General features: G+C 66.3%; 14 protein-coding genes and 1 pseudogene. 4 read left to right on the top strand and 11 right to left on the bottom strand.

Going from position 1 to position 15,493, the window contains the following annotated elements; all coding sequences use genetic code 11:
• The first annotated feature begins 69 nt into the window (after window positions 1-69).
• Window positions 70-378, top strand: coding sequence for an H-NS histone family protein (locus DES41_RS31520; protein WP_245965952.1), 309 nt, complete (start codon window positions 70-72; stop codon window positions 376-378).
• 56 nt (window positions 379-434) lie between these two features.
• On the opposite strand, the gene DES41_RS31515 is transcribed toward DES41_RS31520, so the two are convergent.
• Genes DES41_RS31515 through DES41_RS31505 form a run of 3 tightly spaced genes read right to left on the bottom strand, consistent with a single transcriptional unit; the run spans window position 435 to window position 2,696 of the window.
• Window positions 435-1,316, bottom strand: a complete 882-nt coding sequence (locus DES41_RS31515) for a hypothetical protein (protein ID WP_245965951.1) — start codon at window positions 1,314-1,316, stop codon at window positions 435-437.
• A 29-nt stretch (window positions 1,317-1,345) separates the two neighbouring features.
• On the bottom strand, window positions 1,346-1,960 hold the full coding sequence (locus DES41_RS38100) for a hypothetical protein (RefSeq protein ID WP_147283008.1): 615 nt from the start codon (window positions 1,958-1,960) through the stop codon (window positions 1,346-1,348).
• Between the two features lie 19 nt (window positions 1,961-1,979).
• On the bottom strand, window positions 1,980-2,696 hold the full coding sequence (locus DES41_RS31505) for a DsbC family protein (protein ID WP_245965964.1): 717 nt from the start codon (window positions 2,694-2,696) through the stop codon (window positions 1,980-1,982).
• Between the two features lie 315 nt (window positions 2,697-3,011).
• On the opposite strand from DES41_RS31505, the pseudogene DES41_RS39405 reads away from it, so the two are divergent.
• The 3 genes and pseudogenes from DES41_RS39405 to DES41_RS31485 all read left to right on the top strand — a co-directional run.
• Window positions 3,012-3,932, top strand: a pseudogene (locus DES41_RS39405) (tyrosine-type recombinase/integrase); the annotation flags it as partial.
• Between the two features lie 220 nt (window positions 3,933-4,152).
• Window positions 4,153-4,431: an H-NS histone family protein gene (locus tag DES41_RS39400; protein ID WP_114471576.1), complete on the top strand. Its 279-nt coding sequence runs from the start codon at window positions 4,153-4,155 to the stop codon at window positions 4,429-4,431.
• A gap of 135 nt (window positions 4,432-4,566) precedes the next feature.
• Window positions 4,567-4,875: a hypothetical protein gene (locus tag DES41_RS31485; RefSeq protein ID WP_114471575.1), complete on the top strand. Its 309-nt coding sequence runs from the start codon at window positions 4,567-4,569 to the stop codon at window positions 4,873-4,875.
• A 2-nt stretch (window positions 4,876-4,877) separates the two neighbouring features.
• Here DES41_RS31485 and DES41_RS31480 read toward each other — a convergent pair whose 3' ends face one another.
• From DES41_RS31480 to DES41_RS31445, 8 genes are all read right to left on the bottom strand, one after another.
• Window positions 4,878-6,566, bottom strand: coding sequence for a conjugal transfer protein TraG N-terminal domain-containing protein (locus DES41_RS31480; protein WP_114471574.1), 1,689 nt, complete (start codon window positions 6,564-6,566; stop codon window positions 4,878-4,880).
• A 9-nt stretch (window positions 6,567-6,575) separates the two neighbouring features.
• Complete coding sequence (locus DES41_RS31475; protein ID WP_147283006.1) at window positions 6,576-7,004, bottom strand: hypothetical protein; 429 nt, start codon at window positions 7,002-7,004, stop codon at window positions 6,576-6,578.
• Window positions 7,005-7,015: 11 nt separating this feature from the next.
• The gene (locus tag DES41_RS31470; protein ID WP_114471572.1) at window positions 7,016-8,395 is read right to left on the bottom strand and encodes an integrating conjugative element protein; all 1,380 of its coding nucleotides are present in this window, start codon (window positions 8,393-8,395) and stop codon (window positions 7,016-7,018) included.
• A 13-nt stretch (window positions 8,396-8,408) separates the two neighbouring features.
• Window positions 8,409-9,800, bottom strand: coding sequence for a TraU family protein (locus DES41_RS31465; protein ID WP_147283005.1), 1,392 nt, complete (start codon window positions 9,798-9,800; stop codon window positions 8,409-8,411).
• Entirely contained in the window at window positions 9,797-10,261 is a 465-nt protein-coding gene (locus DES41_RS31460; protein ID WP_114471570.1) for a DUF1525 domain-containing protein, read from the bottom strand. The genes DES41_RS31465 and DES41_RS31460 overlap by 4 nt, the downstream gene beginning before the upstream one ends.
• Window positions 10,254-13,052, bottom strand: coding sequence for a conjugative transfer ATPase (locus tag DES41_RS31455; RefSeq protein ID WP_245965949.1), 2,799 nt, complete (start codon window positions 13,050-13,052; stop codon window positions 10,254-10,256). Before DES41_RS31455 ends, DES41_RS31460 begins: the two co-directional genes overlap by 8 nt.
• A gap of 182 nt (window positions 13,053-13,234) precedes the next feature.
• Window positions 13,235-13,795, bottom strand: a complete 561-nt coding sequence (locus DES41_RS31450; protein ID WP_114471568.1) for a TIGR03751 family conjugal transfer lipoprotein — start codon at window positions 13,793-13,795, stop codon at window positions 13,235-13,237.
• Window positions 13,782-15,479 (bottom strand): TIGR03752 family integrating conjugative element protein, encoded by a 1,698-nt coding sequence (locus tag DES41_RS31445; RefSeq protein ID WP_114471567.1) that lies wholly within the window; start codon window positions 15,477-15,479, stop codon window positions 13,782-13,784. Before DES41_RS31445 ends, DES41_RS31450 begins: the two co-directional genes overlap by 14 nt.
• Window positions 15,480-15,493 lie beyond the last annotated feature (14 nt).

Raw genomic sequence — 15,493 nt, 5'->3', positions numbered from 1 at the left:
TTCCCACCACATGCGCACGCCATGCCAAGAGCTAAAGCCCAGACTTCCACTCCATCGACCTATGCCGAAATGCAGAAGCAGATCGCTGAGCTGCAATCGAAAGCCGAGGCGCTCAAAGAGCAAGAAGTCAGGGACGTGATCGGCCGCATTCGAGAGGCCATTGCGGTCTATGGCCTCACGCCAGACGATCTCTTTGGTGGAACCAAAGGCAAGGGCAGGGCGGCCAAGGTCAAAGCTGCGCCTGGCGCCAAGGCGGCCAACGTGGCGAAGTACAAGGACCCCGCCACTGGCAAGACCTGGACAGGCGTGGGCAAGCGTCCCGGCTGGTACGTGGCCGCTGTGGAGAGCGGCGTCAATCCGCAAACCCTGGCGGTCTAAGGCGCCTCGCGCGGGGAGCGTCTAGGCGCGGCCCATCGCAGGCGCTCGGTCGATGCTCAGAGCATCGTGAGGATCACCAGCAGCACAGTCATCGCCACGGCCGCGCCCTTCCAGCTCACCAGCAGGCTGGCCGCAGGAATGCGTCCCTTGCTGAACAGCCGCCAGGTCTTGCGACTCGACGACAGCAGGACCAGGGCCATCGAGGTTGCAACGATCGCGTAGATCAGGCGCTTCATGTCGGTCATGGATGCGCCTGATCCCTGCGCGAAGCCCTGGTCGATCGCCTGCGTGATGGACACGCAGCCGCCATAGCCGTCCTGAATGCAGCTTGGCACGTAGACCGGCACGGGAGCGCTCACCGTCCCGCCGCCCGTGCCGTTCCCGGGAGTCCCCGGGTTCGGCGGAATGGGCCCGGTCCCCGGATTCGGTGTCACGCCGGCCAGGCGGTCTGCCATCGAGCAGATCGTTGTGCCGTTGGAATCAGCGAACCCGCTGCAGCTGCCGCTGTTGATCATCCGCTGGCAATTCCCGATTCCGAGCTGTACGCAGGCCAGCACCAGATGGGCATCTGCGGCGCGACCGTCGAACGTTCCCATGCCGGCGAGCGTCCGGGGTGCCCTGGCCCTCAGAGCGTCCACTGTCAACCTGACCCAGGCGTCGACCTGTGTTTGCAGGCTGGACTGCCGGTACTGCTCCGGCGTCAGGTTGGTATAGGCCTGGATGTTGGTCTGATTCATCTGCAGGACGCCGTAGCAACAGGAGCCGTTATAGGCCTCCGTGTTGCCGCTGCTTTCCACCCGGATCGCCAGGTTGGCAACCGCGGCTGCGTTGTCGCGCAGCCATTGCGTCGCATTGGGGGCGGCGCGGACCGCCGCCATGATCTGCTCGGCCGTCACGGTCACAGCCCAGGCCATGAGCGGCAACAGCATTGCCAGCATTGCCATCCGCAGTGATCGCGCGGGCATGACTACCCAGCGAGCCGAACGCTTCGGCTGCATTGCGGCACCACCTTGCCGTGCTCGACGGTACGCAGGTGGAGAGTCGCCGCTTTGGTGTCGTAGGCGAACTCGACGCGGTTCTGCGCGCGCGGGGCATCCTTGCTGTCTCCCCACAGCATGCAGTAGCCGGGGACGTCACGAACCGCCAACACTTGGTCTTGCGCGTCCTGCAGTCGGGCAACGCGCAAGGGACACACCCAGTGGCTGTACTCCACCGAGGCGCCATTCAGTGCGGGCTCGCACGGCTCGTATCCCGCTCTTGCGTAGATCGTGAAGACGAAGTGCTGCCCTGCGGCCTGGGCCGTTCCCAGGAGGGCTGCACTCGGGTACGGAACCCCGGGCCCCATCTCACGAGCGCCAGCAAGCTCCTTCGCCCACAGCCGCTGCAGAACAGCGTGCTCCTGCGGCGAAGCCGTCGGGCGTGCCCTGGGTGCACTGAATGCAGCCTCTCGCATCGGTTGCCATTGCAGCGCCGGCTGTTGTGCCCAGGTGGGACCGGCGGCAGCCGTCAGCAGGCTCGCGGCGGTAAGGACAGCGCGCATCTGTGCACCGCGCAGGGACGGCCGTCGGTAGCTGGTTCGCATGAGCGTTGGATCTCCGTGTCTAGTTCGGGCGACGACCGCCCTGTTCCAGTTCCTGCATGAACAATTCAGGCGGCGTCGCACCTACGAGCCGCTTGCCGCCGCCGAGGATCACGGTCGGGGTGTTGTTGATCCGGTTCGCCTCACCAAACTGCACGATCGCCGCCAAGCCGCTCGTGTCGCAAGATGCTGCCCCGGTTCCAGGCGCCTGCCCGTTGCGGGCGCCCGCCATGACGTCGCGCCACGCAACAGCGCGGTCCCGCGCGCACCATGCGCTCTGCGCCAAGGCTTCGGACTGCGGCGCGATGACGGGGTACATGAAACGGTAGATGGTCACGTCGTCGATCTGGTCCAGGAACTTCGTGAAGACCTTGCAGATAGGACAGTTGGGGTCCTCGAACACCGCCAGGTTGCGCGTGCCGTTGCCCCGCACCTCTTTGATGGCCAGCTGCAGGGGCAGCCGATCGAACGGGATCGCATGGACGCGATCGAGCTCGGTGGCCGTGAGATCGCGCTGTTGCTGCATGTCGATCATGGAGCCGCCCACGAAACTGTAGCGACCGGTCGAATCGACGTAGAAGATCTCGCCGTCTGAAAATACCTGAAAAATCCCCGGTATCGGTGTGCGCGACACGTCTTCGGCGGCCACCTTGCCCTGGCTCAACGCGGCAATCGATTGCCGCAGCCGCTCTGCCTGAGCCTTGGGAATCGGCTCGGAGACCGCACCAGTGCTCAGCATCAGGGCCAAAACGCCTGCTAGCCCTTGCAGCAAAGACCTGGCTATCGCCGACCGCTGTGCTCCAAAGTGCATAGCGGACTTCGCTGACACAGTGCTGAAAGCACCGACTCCCCATCGGAGTAAATGTGAACTATTTCGTTTTGCTGTCGATGGCTTCTTGGTCATGATGCGCCCGCTTTTGTCGGTGTTGCAGTTCGATTGCCGTAGAAGTAATCTAGAAGACGCGGCGACCGTGTGCATCAATCAAACGTCTGGACGTAGATGGCGTTTAACGCTTGACACGTCCACCCCCTTGATGCAACTGGTGGGAGGGAGATGTCAATTTCCAAGCCGCGCGGCCGCGGCCATTCCGTGCTGGGCAACTTGTTCCGGGCGCCAACGCAAGCAGCTCGCGGCGCTCTGCTCGACACACACCTGCAGGATTTCTTGTATGCCGCCCAGTGCGAGGGCCTGGCTGCATCGACGCTCGTCAAGCTGCAGCGCCTGGTCACCGAGCTGGCCCACTGGCTATCGCGCGAGCGCGCGCGCACTTGGCGCCATGCGAGCGAGGACGATCTGCGCAAGTACCTGTCCAAGTTCACCAGCGCTGCCGCCTCAACGATGGCGAGCCGCCGTTGGATGTTGAAGCGGTTGTACCGATGGGCGTTGAACGAGCAGCTGGTCGAAACCGACATCACGTCGAGGCTTGCGTCCATGCGCACGCCGCCACTATCGAAGCCCTACGCGCCGACGGAGTCGCAGGTTGAGCGCCTTCTGTCGGCGCCAAACACGGCAACGGCCCTCGGACTGCGCGATCGCGCGGTGCTCGAGCTGCTCTATGCAACAGGCTTGCGGGCCGATGAGCTGGTGGGGCTCAGACTGCACCAGCTCCAACGTGCGGAATGCGCCATCGCCGTGACCGGCAAGGGCGCGCGCGAGCGCCTGGTGATCTACGGCGAGCACGCCGGGTACTGGCTCGAGGAGTACCTGCGCAGGGGAAGAGACGTCCTTCTGGCGAGGGCGAAGGGCGAGCAGGAGACCGATGCCGTGTTCGTGCACCCCACTTCTTTGATGAGCATGCGCTACTCCCATCTGCGCCAGCTCGTGCGCAAGCACGCGGAGACCGCCAGCCTCGCGCTCGTGACGCCGCACGTGCTGCGCCATGCGTTCGCGACCCACCTGAAGGACCGCGGCATGAACCTGCGGTCCTTGCAGACCCTCCTGGGGCACAGCACGCTCAGCACGACCACGGTCTACATCCGAACCCGCATGAGCGTGCTGTGCGAGCTGATCGAGCGGCACCATCCTCGCGGCCGACACTACCGCCACGAACGGGATGCTCCCTGCACCGCAGGCAGCGTTCGTCCCCTGCTCCAAGCACCTGCTGAGGCCGAGGTGCTGGCAGCTTGCGGAACCGAGCTGCCCCACCCCAGTGGCCAACATGTAAGCTCAGCGGTTTTACCTGCGCAGTCTGAGCATGTCGTCGTATCGCGAACTGATGGAGCAAAAGAAGAACCTGGACGAGCAGATCGCCAAGGTTCGCAAAGTGGAGGCAGCCACCGCGCTGGCCGCTATCCGCGCCCAAATCGCCGAGTTCGGGTTTACGGCCCAAGAAGTCTTCCCATGGCAAGAGCCCAAGAAAAAGGCTCCAGCCAAGTACTACGACGCGCAGACCGGAGCGACGTGGTCCGGCAAAGGCAAGCCGCCCAGATGGATCCAGGGCAAGGACCGTGAGGCCTTCCTGATCCAAACGTAGAGCCACTGCTGAGCCGTTCTGGCGCCTTCGGGGCCGTCGTGACCAGCTGTATCAACGCTGGCGTGCGACACGAAACTTCGGTAGAAGCACAGGTGCTGCATTCCCGCAGTGCCATTGCCATCTCCGTGGATTGCCATGAAGCCGACCAAGAAGCCAGTTCCGTACGCTGAAAGGCTTGCGCGCGAAAGCGTCAAGTTTGGGCTGCGCGTGGGCGGCTCTCTGCTGCGGCATGGCCCCGGGCTGTTCAAAGCTGGACTGTTCGGGCTGCCAATCGCCTTGCTTGGCGGCATCGGCACCAAGCGAGATTCGGAGCTGAGAGATGACGCAGTTGAAGAGGCCGACGCGTTCGAGGTTCGTGGGGATCTGACCTACGACGCCCATGGGGAGGTCGTCTCCCCACTGACCGGGAAAGAGTTGGACGACTACAACCACGGCCTAATTTAGCTTCACGGATTTCCTCGACCGCCTCGTAGTCCGCTACCGAATGCTCTACCAGCGCTGCGACCGACATTCGCTGCTGTCCGCGAAGAGCTAGATCCAGTTCCAGCGCTGGCGGCTGCTGCCGAGCCTCTCGACAGACCTTCGATGCTGCGCCCAACTCCGAATCCGACCCAGGTCATCATCGCGCTCCACAGCATCGGCAAACCGACGAACAGGCTCATCAGCACCAGATTCAGGATCATCCGCTTGTAGCCTTGCGCTTCGCCGCCGGACAGCACGGCCTGGATCTCCTGCATGAGCATGTTGCCGTTCAACCCCGGGTACATGGCCTGGATGAGCCGCGCATCGAGCCACTGCGCGATGAACCACATCACCGACCAGAACTTCACCGTGAAGATCGCCAGCCCGCCCAGCAGCATGACCTTGAGGTCGTAGCCGCTGAGCAGCACGATCATGGGCAGGAACATGTACATGCCCATGAGCAGCATGGCCTGGACCATTGGCAGGGCGTTGACCATCGGCACGAACTCGATGGTCGCGTCCAGGAGCTTCTTGCCCACGCCGAAGGTGCTGATGGCGCCGCCGATGCCACGCACCAGGTTCGTGATCCCGTCGTAGTCGTTGCCCATGATCCGCGAAGCGTCCAGGAATTGCGGATTGGCGCGCTGCTGCGCGAGCATGGCCACGCTGTCGGCCGCCCGGTCCGTGCTGCTCCAGCTCATCGCCGACTGCACGTTCTGGTACAGCCGCTGCCAGCTCGAGGCGTGGTTCACCATGCGGGTGCGGACGCCGTTCGTTCCATCCAGCCACCACTCCAGGCAGGTCGGCCGACCCCAGTCGGGATTCACGTAGTCGGCCTCCGGCGTGCCCGGCGCGCCGCCGGCGATGTAGTCGGTGTCCCGGCTCGGTACCACGACGAAGCCCGGCACGGGGTTGTACGAGCGCATGGTCCCGTAGAATCCGGCTTCGGTGCGGAAGAGCTGGCTGCCCATCCAATCCACATCTGTCGGGCCGTAGTCGGCGTTGCTCTCGGCAAGGATGCCCAACGCGTTCGCGCTGAGCGTCGATCGCTGCGTGCGCAGATAGCGGCTGCGTGCCGGGATGAAGCACTCGCTGTAGAAGCGCTGGATCTGCTCAAGCAGCTGCGGATCCTCGATCGTCGCCGTGCGCGCCATGTCCTCCACCATGCGCACGTCGCTGCGCGCGCTGCTCAGGCCGCTGCGCACCGCGTTGTTGATGCCCGAGCTGATGGCCATCACGGTGAACCACCAGGCAGGCACCTCCGACAGTCCACCCGAGGCGCTCATGCTGCCATCGCGCGCGTCGCGCAGCGCGTTGTCGAAGGTAGACCCCGTGCCAGTGTTCAGCGATCCGGTGACCGGGTTCGGCTCGTTGAGGGAGGCCTGCGGCGTGTACCGCAGGTTGATGCTGACCAGCGAGGTGTAGGGCGTCACTGCAAAGCAGGTCATGTACACGAACATCGCGATGAAGATGCGCGTCAGCACCGCATCGACCAGCTCCTGGGCGCCCGCGCCACCGGAGGCGGACTCCTTCGCGTCCCGCCAAACGCTGAAGACGATCAGGCCGAAGGGCAGGGCGGCCAGGCCGGTTCCGGTGAGCACCTCGCCGATGATGTTGGCGAAGGCCCAGCCGTACATCGTGGTGAAGATCTCCAAGTAGCTGTCGAGCTCCATCGCCTTCTCCTAGAAGATCTGTCCAAGCTGTCGGAGCAGCTCGGCGGGCCCGACACCCGCGAGGACCAGGTAAGCCGCCAGAAGAACGGCCACCTTCGTACGCGCCGCCTGCAAGACAGGCACCTCGTCCTGCCGAACAATGCCTCGACGCCCACACCACCGCGCGATCGCCGGCCAGCGCCAGAGCACCACCCCTGCACCTAAGGTCTGCAGCACCACGCCGATCCTTCTCCAGCGACGAGCGGTCTCGACAGCGCTCTCCAGGCCATCGATGGGCTGTTGAAGCACCACCACTTCCACGGCGACGCAAACGAGGCCGATGAGGGCCGCCAGGGCGAACCAGGCGGCCCAACGTCCCCACCTGCCCCATCGCCTGCCGCGGCGCGGAGCCTGTGGCCGGCCCTCCAGCGGATTGGTCCGGTCGGGTTCCCGCTTCATAGACCCGATCCTCACGGTGCCACCCGACCATCCACCAACGGCTGCCGCTCCGCGGTGCGCCCATCGCGCACGCGTGCAGCCTGGCTGTCGCGGTAGAACTGGTCGCCCATGATGGCCAGCGCCGTGTCCGAGGTCATCTCCTTGCGGATCCGGAACTCAAACATCAGGTCGTTCACGTACTGCGTGAGCCGGTCGACCTGGCGCTGCACGTCGGCTTGCATCTCGCCGGCCTTCGTCGCCTCGGGCAGTGAGAGCCCGGTGACCAGCACGGAACGGGCCACAAGAGCCTTGTCCACGACCCGGTGCATCGCCAGTTCTTGCGCCACGCGGCTGACGGCAATGCCACGCGAGCTCGCCGGCAGCTCGCGCATGGACTCCACCAGCTGCGGGCTCACGCCGAAGCCTGCCGTGCCGATGTCCTTCACCTTGGAGATGTTCTCGGTGCCGGCAATAACCCCTTGCAGCACAGGCGAGATCTCCTGGAGCTCCTTCTCGAACTTCGGGCCCAGGCCGGTCGCGGTGCCCGTGGTCGTTGGGTTCGGACACGACGCATCCTGCGTGCACAGGTAGATGGACTTGTCGCCCAGAACTTCGGTGGTCCAGGTGGCGAGCTCCTCCGGCGAGCGGAACGCACGAACGAGCCGTGTTTCGGCGTTGGCACCATTGCGGTGGTTCGTCGTGGCTGATGCGGTGGTGGGCAGGTTCAGCGTGGCATTGAAGCCAGCCACGGACAGATCTCGGATGGGCTGGATCGGTGACAAGCCGACGCCGCCAGCGCGCTGCTGGAAGACCCAGTCCAGACCGCGCCGCTGCGCCTGCTCGTTGCGATTCATGTCGTACTTCGCCTGTACCACATCGCCGCTGGCGTTGGCCGAGATCTTCCAGGCATCGCCCTTGGCCATGCGCACGTAGTCCTCATACGGATCCTGGCCGCTCTTGATCATCGACTCCATCTCCTCGCAGCTCTTGAGCGAGGAGGCCACCAGGAGATCTGCCTTCTGCGAGAAGTTCTGGAACAGCTGGTACAGCCCGGGCTGGGCGCGCTGCAGGATGTACAGGGGCAGGGCAGCGATGCCGGCCTGGATCGCTCCGTTGATGGTCGCTCCCAGGTTTCCAAGGCCGTTCATCACGTTGGACCAGGACAGGCCCACGTCGAACTTGCCACAGCTGTAGTTCATGCGCGAGGCGAGCCCGAGCCGTAGCGAAGTCTGCCCGCGGTTGACGGCCCCGCCCATGGGCGAGCCGCCACCCAGGCGGTAGTACAGCGAGGAGTTCGACACGGGCTGGGCGTAGACCGCCGGCGCCGCGGCCAAGCCGAGGAAGAGGACCGCGGCGGCAAGGGCGCAGCCGGAACGCCGGGCAGCCAGTGGGCAGGATCGGTTTGTGCGCATGGGAGCCTCGAGGTCAGGGCACAGAGAACAGGAAGATCTCGGCAGCCTTGCTGCAGCACTCGTAGCGGTGCCACAGGTTCCAGACGTAGCCGTCGTTGCCGGAGGTCTTGTAGTCGCCCCACGAGCCGACGCTCAGCGCGTCGTTCGCGCCGAAGGTCATGCAGGTGGGCTCGGGAATCGGGTGCACGGCCTGCCACTTCGGGTCGGCCATGGTCGCGAAGTACCGGTAGTTGCCGCCCTTGGCCCGCAGGCGCTTGTAGATGTGCGGCTGGGCCTGCTGCCGGATGATGGAGCCGGTGCGGTGGGCCAGCACGGCAGAGGCCTTGCGCGGGTGGGACTGCACCAGCTCGCCCATGCGCGGGTAGCCACCGCCCCAGGTGTTGATCAGGCTGTTGCCGACCTCACCGATGCCCGGGATCCAGCTGCCCGGGTACAGCAGCTCGAGTGGGATCTTGCCGCGCCAGAACAGCGAGTCCAGCTCAGAGTGGTACTGGATCGACAACATGCCCGAGCCACCTGGACACAGGTACTCCGAGGTCCCCGCGCCGCCGGCGGCCAGGCCGTCGTTCATGCTGTCCATCATCTGGCTGAACGGGGTGCTCGACGCGCCGCCACCGTCCTGGCCACCTCCGCCACTGCCTCCACCACTCCCTCCGCCGCCGCCACCATAGGTATCGGCGCCCTCGGGCATCGTGGACGACATCGAGCCGAAGCTGGACAGCGAATCGAACATGCCGCTGATCTGCCCGGGCAGGTTTCCTAGCTCGCCCAGCAGCGTCGACGGGTTCATGGCCGTAGCCCGCGCGCCTTCGATCATCCCGTTGGCGAGGTCGACCGGCACGGAGGCCCACATCTGCATGATGCGGGGCAGCTCGACCGACGGGAACATCATCAGTTCCTGGGTGTCAGGGAACTCGAACGTCGTGTTCCCGCCCATGATTGCGCCCACCGGGTTGCCCAGTGCATCCGTGCTTTTGAAGGTCACGACCTCCTTGTCCTCGCGCGCGGTGCCTGCGGAGGAGTCCAGCAGCGAGCCCATCAGGCTCGACCCCAGGCCGGTCATGGCCGCCGCAACCGGCACGCCCACATCCGCCCACGGGTGCTGCTCTGGCGCGCCGTAGGTGCTGACCACCACGTCGGGCACGTAGTGGGACACCTTGATGGAAGTCTTCACCGAACAGCCGAAGATCGTGCAGCGCAGCCAGAAACACACGCCCGTGACCCGGTAAGCCAGGCAGCTCGGCAAGCCGGCAATGGTCGCGGACATGATCGCGCCGGTGTTGGTGGTGCTGAACTGGGCGCGCGCGGGCGACGCGCCCAATGCCAACGCGGCGGCCAGTGCAGCGCTTCCGAGCAGGCCGGGCACGCCCGACCCAGAGCTGCCAACGCGAGGCGCGCGCCTCACGGCAGCCTCCGGCGCGAGGCCTGGTAGTGCTGCAAGGCCGTGCTGACGTCCAGCACCCCGTAGACCACGGTGCGCCGGTTGATCACCACGGCGGGCAGGCGGTCCAGGCGATAGTGGTTGGCCAGCCCGATCGCGTTGGCAGTGGCGATCGCGGCAGGCTGGACCTGCCGCTTGATCCGCGCTTCGTTGGCTGCCACCCAACGGCGCGCCACCTCCTCGCCGCCACGCGGGATGAGCTGGTCAATGGCCTGGGTCGCCATGTCCAGCTGGTCCATCCGATGAACGGTCACACGGTACGACGGTGCCTGCGGCGCAGTCACCACCATGGCCGAGTTCACGAACACCTCGACGGTCTGCACATCGGAGCCGGACGTCTGCGCATGGGCCGCTGTGCCCAGAAATGCGGCGAGCGCGAAGCAGAGAACCACCCGGCGCCGGGTGCAGAGGAGACGGTCAGACATGGATCCCCCGGTTGCGTGAGATCTCCTCGGCCACCAGCATGGCCGCCTGCAGCTCCGAGCACTGGTGCTGCTCCATCAGCCGGCGTCGGTGGGCCTTCTCATCGCCTTCGGTCATGGCCAGGGCCAGCGGGAGGGCAGGGGGCACGTTACGGAACAGGAACTGCCCCGAGGCCGTCGTCAGCACCCCCTCGGTGTACTGGTGCTTGGCCTTGCGCGCCGACTCGATCAGCTGGCGTTGCTCGAGTGTGAGGGTCTTGAAGCGGGCGACCTGGTCGATCTCGCTCTTGTCCATGGTCAGCAGCATCCAGAACTCGCACATGGACAGCACCCGGCCCATCGACTCGGGGAAGTCCTGCAGGTTCTGCGTGCCCATCCAGAACCACATGTTCAATTTCCGCCACATCTTGGTGCCCTTGGCCACCTTGGGCCCCAGCAACTCGCTGGTGGTGATGATGTGGGACTCGTCGGTCAGCATGACCAGCGGGCGGCCCTCGTGCTGGCAGGCCTCGCCGCGGGACTGCACCGCATCAATCAGCGAGGTGTAGGCCACGGCCAGCGCGTCGCTGTAGCCATCGCGGGTCAGCGTGCCCATCTCGACCAAGGTGACGTCGACGTCAGGCCAGTCGCCGCCCACGCGGTTGAAGAGCGTGCCGCGCAGGCCCTGCGTGAACGACATCATGGACTGCCCCATCTCCTCGGCCCGCTCGCGCCGACCAGGCGACAGGCTCGCGTCGGTCTGCATGCCCATGAGCTCGTAGGCCACGTCCTGGGTCAGCGGATGCGGCCGCCCCTCGTGGCGGGTCCGTATGGACGCCTTGATCAGCGCGCGGGTGATCAGGTAGCGGTCGGCGCGGGACATGCGATCTTCCTCGCGCCGCTCGCCGCCAGTGATCATCATGATTGCGGCCACCAGCATCTCGCCCAGGATGTCGCGCTTCTCGTCCTCCTCATCCTCCTGGTCGGAGTCGTCAGACTCTTCGGCGGCGCCGGCGCTCTCCAACGCCGCATCGATGGCCTGCGGCACCGAGCTCGGGATCTCGCCGCCTGCTTCCATGGCACGGAAGGCCTCCATCACCAGCGGATCGTCCAGCAGCTTGAGGCCATGCACGAAGGGCGGGAGGGACACTGTGGACGAGCCGCTCAGGTTCACGAAGTGGGTGCTGAGCCCCTTGGCCTTGAAGTACTCCAGCAACAAGGCGAAGGACTTGCCGGCGTCCACGATCACCAGCCGCGGGCGGTGGATCGCCGCCACCGACATGCACAGGTAGTTCAGCGTCGCCGACTTGCCGGCCCCGGTCGGGCCCAGCACCACCATGTGCGCGTTCTTCTTGCGGTCCCGGGCGTTGAGCGGATCGATCCAGACCGGCTCGCCCCCGCGGTTCCAGAACCACATGCCCGGGTGCGGGGTGCCCCGCGTGCGGCCGTACAGCGGCAGCAGCGCAGCGATGTGGGACGCGAAGGTCAGCCGCGACCTGCGCAGCAGCCGCTCGTCGAAGGCTGCGTCGTAGTTGAACGGCAGCCCGCGCATGAAGGTGTCCAGCGGCACAAGATCCTGGCGCGGCTCGATGAAGCGCAGGCCGGTCGGCACCAGCAGAGCGTTGATGCTGGACACCCGGTTCTCCAGCTCCGCAGCATCGTTGCCGCTGACGTACAGGGTCAGCAGCAGCGGCAGCAGCTTGTCGCCCTTCTGCATGCGGTCCAGCACCCGGAGGCACTCGCCGTGGGTCTCCGCGGCCGCGGCCGTCTGGGCGCGCGATGCATGGGCCATCTGCTCGATGTGGCGCTCCAGCAGATACTGCGGCCGCACCGTGATCGAGAACGACAACATGGTGCCGGGCGGCATGCGGTCGAAGCGCGCGAAGAACTTGCCGCCGCTGAGCAGTTCGGCCGTCAGGTGCCCGACTTGGGGCTGGCGGTGCAGGCCCTGCAGCGTCATGACCCGCACCGGCTTGCCATCGAACGCGAAGGTGCCGGACTCCGGATCGCTGTAGGGCTCCGAGAAGCTGAGCATCTCGGACAGGTCCATGCCGAGGATGGGAGCGCCATTGCCGTCGCCATTGCCGTCGCCATCTCCGTCATTGCTCGGCTGCAAGTCGTCCGGGTACGGCGCCACGCGCAACATGTCGGTCGCATCCTGCGCCCAGGGCACCGCGCGATTGAAGAACGGCAGCAGCCACTCGTACAGATCCTTGCCGGTGCCGCGGCGCACGCGAACGCCAGCCTCGGCCAGCGTCGCCTCCATGGTCACTGCCATGGTCTCCAGCTGCGCGTGTGCGGGCCGTGGATCCTCGGCCACGGCGGTCTCGAAGCGCTTGTAGATGCAGCAGCGCACGCGCCGGATCTGGCCGCACCAAGGCTGATCGGTCACTTCCGCATCGAAGAAGAGCCCCTCCGGCTGTGCGACCTGGCGCAAGTGCGCCCGGATGTCCTGGAGGACCGACTGAGTCAGATCGGAGGCCAGCACGGCGTCGCGGCGCGCCGGCTCGTGCCGGTGGACCTCGGCCACGTAGTCCAGCCAACGGTCGGCCAGGTGGTCCAGATCGTGGTCGTCGTTCACGAAGAACTGCACGATCCAGGGCGAGCTGCTCGACTCGGGCACGGCCTGCAGCACGGCCGTGATGCGGTCGCAGTACTGGGCCAGGTCGGCCGGCGTCCTGGCTTCAGTCGGAATGCTGCCCAGCTCGAAAAGCACGCCAAGGCTTTGACCGTCCTTGAGCTCGAAGATCCGCTGCGTGGGGCTGTAGGCCACGTAGGGCAGCAGGTCCGTGAAAGACGGTGGGCGCAGCGCCATGGCGCGGCGTTGGCCCACCGGCGACACCCCCGGCTTGCGGGGTTTGGCGGTATCCGACACTGCCGGTGGCTGCGGGCCCTTCGGCCCCGGCACCAGAGCGTCCGCCGCGGGCGCTTTGGGCGCCGGAGCAGCTCCATTGGTCGTTGGGAGCAGCCTGTTGATCCCCAAAGCGCTCAGAAGCTTCATCGGGCAGCTCCCGCGGTGGGCGGCACAGGCGGCTGCCATCGCACGAGCTCGCCCTCCAGCTCGCCCGGCAAGGCGTACAGGTCCGCCTGCTCGTACATCGGGAAGACCGTGACGTAGCCGGGCACGGGGTACTTGCCGCGCGACAGGTGCGGAAACACCACCATTACGAGGTCGGGGTTGGGCACACGCGCAAACCGATTGCGCATCGGCTCCAGCGCCGACCAGTACCGCTGGGTATCGGCATCCCCATCGCCGACCGGCCGCGGGGCCGAGCGCTCCAGCAGGCGATCACGGGCTGTTTTCTCCACGGCTGTGCCGCCAGCGGCATCGCCGCTCACAACAGTGGCGCCCTGGCCACGGTAGATCTGAACCACGGTCGGGCTGCCCTTCGTGACCGCATTGATCGGAGACTCACGCGGCCCGCTGACCGAACAGCCCGTGAGCAGCGCCGTCAGCGACAACGACAGCAAGATGGCGCCTCCCGCGCGGGGCAAGGACGGAGGCCGCAGCAGGGGCCGGTGCGGAGGTAGTTGGCAGAACACGTCATTCCAGGCCATGGTGGGCTCCTCGGGCGTTCAGAGCCGCGCTCTGCTGGCGGTGAACCAGCCGGCGGCCCTGGGGTTGCTTGTCGATCCGGATCTCGCTGTCCAGGTGGACCACAAGTCGCTGGCCAGACGGCGTGACCACTGCATCGAAGCTGCTCTTGAGCCGGGCCATGAGCCACTTGCTCACCTCGTCGGACGCACCCGCGACGGCCTGGCCCAGGGCGTAGCTGCCGACCGAGCCGGTGATCGTGGAGCTCGTGGCGCCGAACATGCCGCTCTGGGTCACCGTACGCTGTGCGTCGGCATAGGCCTGGCCGGCCACTTCCAAAGTCTTCATGCCGACGATGTCGGTGAGGTAGGCGGGCGCGTTCGTCACGAACTTCCCGGACACGCACGGGTTGCCGCGCAGGTCGCTGATGAAGCCCAGGTCGCCGGCGCCAGCGAAGCCGCCGGTGCCGCCACTAACCGGGGTCGCGGCGCGAGCCGCACCGCCGGCACCTCCTGCACCCGCGCCACCCCGCCGCGCGGAGACCGTGTTGATCGTCCCGTCGTTGAACACGAAGGTGATGGAACGGACCTTGCCCTCGGTGCAGGACAGCGCCATGTCGCCGATCGCGATGCCCGAGACGATCATGCCGGCCAGGTCGTCCGGCAGCTCAAAGCCGTTCGCGGCCAAGTTGTCGCGGCCGACGACCGCTTTCCACTGCATCGGGTCGGTCACCCGGCCATCGATGGGCACCCGCCCGATCAGGCTCGTCATGGAGACCACGCCGGCCAGCGTGGCGTTCTCCGGGATGGTGAAGTAAGGGACCGGCTCAGCCTTGGCCTGTGCGGCATTCGCCGCCCCGGCGGCGCGCGTAGCCGCACCGTTCGGCGCCGGGGTAGCAGACGCCGTCGGCGTCGTGGTGCGCACGTAGCTGCCGGTGGCTACCTTGTTCGGGCCTGCCGGCTGGGTCTGCTGCAAGGCGTAGCCCATCGGAGGGATGACCTTGTACGCGACGACGCCCTCGGCCGGTGTCGACCAGGGCTGCTCTTGGCCGGCATTCGTGCCTTGGCCGGCGGTACCGCCTGACCCCGGCACGCCATGGATCCCGACAGGCCCGGCCGATCCCGTAGGACCGCCCGTGCTGCCGGGTGCTCGGGCTCCGCCGAAGTTGAAGACGCCTGGCTGATCGTCGAGGACTTTGCCCGCAGCGGCCGACGCGCGGTCGAACGCCTGGCTGAAGACGTCCACGACGCCACGATCAGCCGTGCTGTCGGAGGTCCCTGATGACGCTGGATCGGATGGCGATGCGCCTGCCGTATTGCTGGGTGCAGGCGTTCCGTTGGAACGGCCGCCAGCTGCAGGCACAGCGATCCCGTCCGGCCCGATCGTCATCATGCGCTGTTGCGGCGGAGGTGGACGCCTGCGCCGCTCGTCCTCCAGCTCGAGGCGCAGGGCCTTGTTCTCCTTGAGGACCTGCTCGGTTGATTCACGCAGTTCGCGGTTGCTCGCGATCACGGTCTGCAACGTCTCCTGCGGCGTGTCCCGGTCCGCGCCCTTGGTGGGCGGCAGCTCGGCCTGAGGCACGGACGTCATGACGGGCCCTGCCTCGGTCCTGGCCGGCTTGGTGGCACTCTTCCAGGCGACGGTGCCTACGATCGCGACGGCGACGAGCCCGAGCACCGGAATCAGCTTGTTCTGCGTGGTGGCCATGGTGAATTCCTCGT

Origin of the sequence: Pseudorhodoferax soli (assembly GCF_003337555.1) — a bacterium.
Classification (GTDB): domain Bacteria; phylum Pseudomonadota; class Gammaproteobacteria; order Burkholderiales; family Burkholderiaceae_C; genus Pseudorhodoferax; species Pseudorhodoferax soli.
The sequence above is the reverse complement of the archived record's forward strand: the minus strand, read 5'-3'. Positions and strand labels throughout refer to the sequence as shown.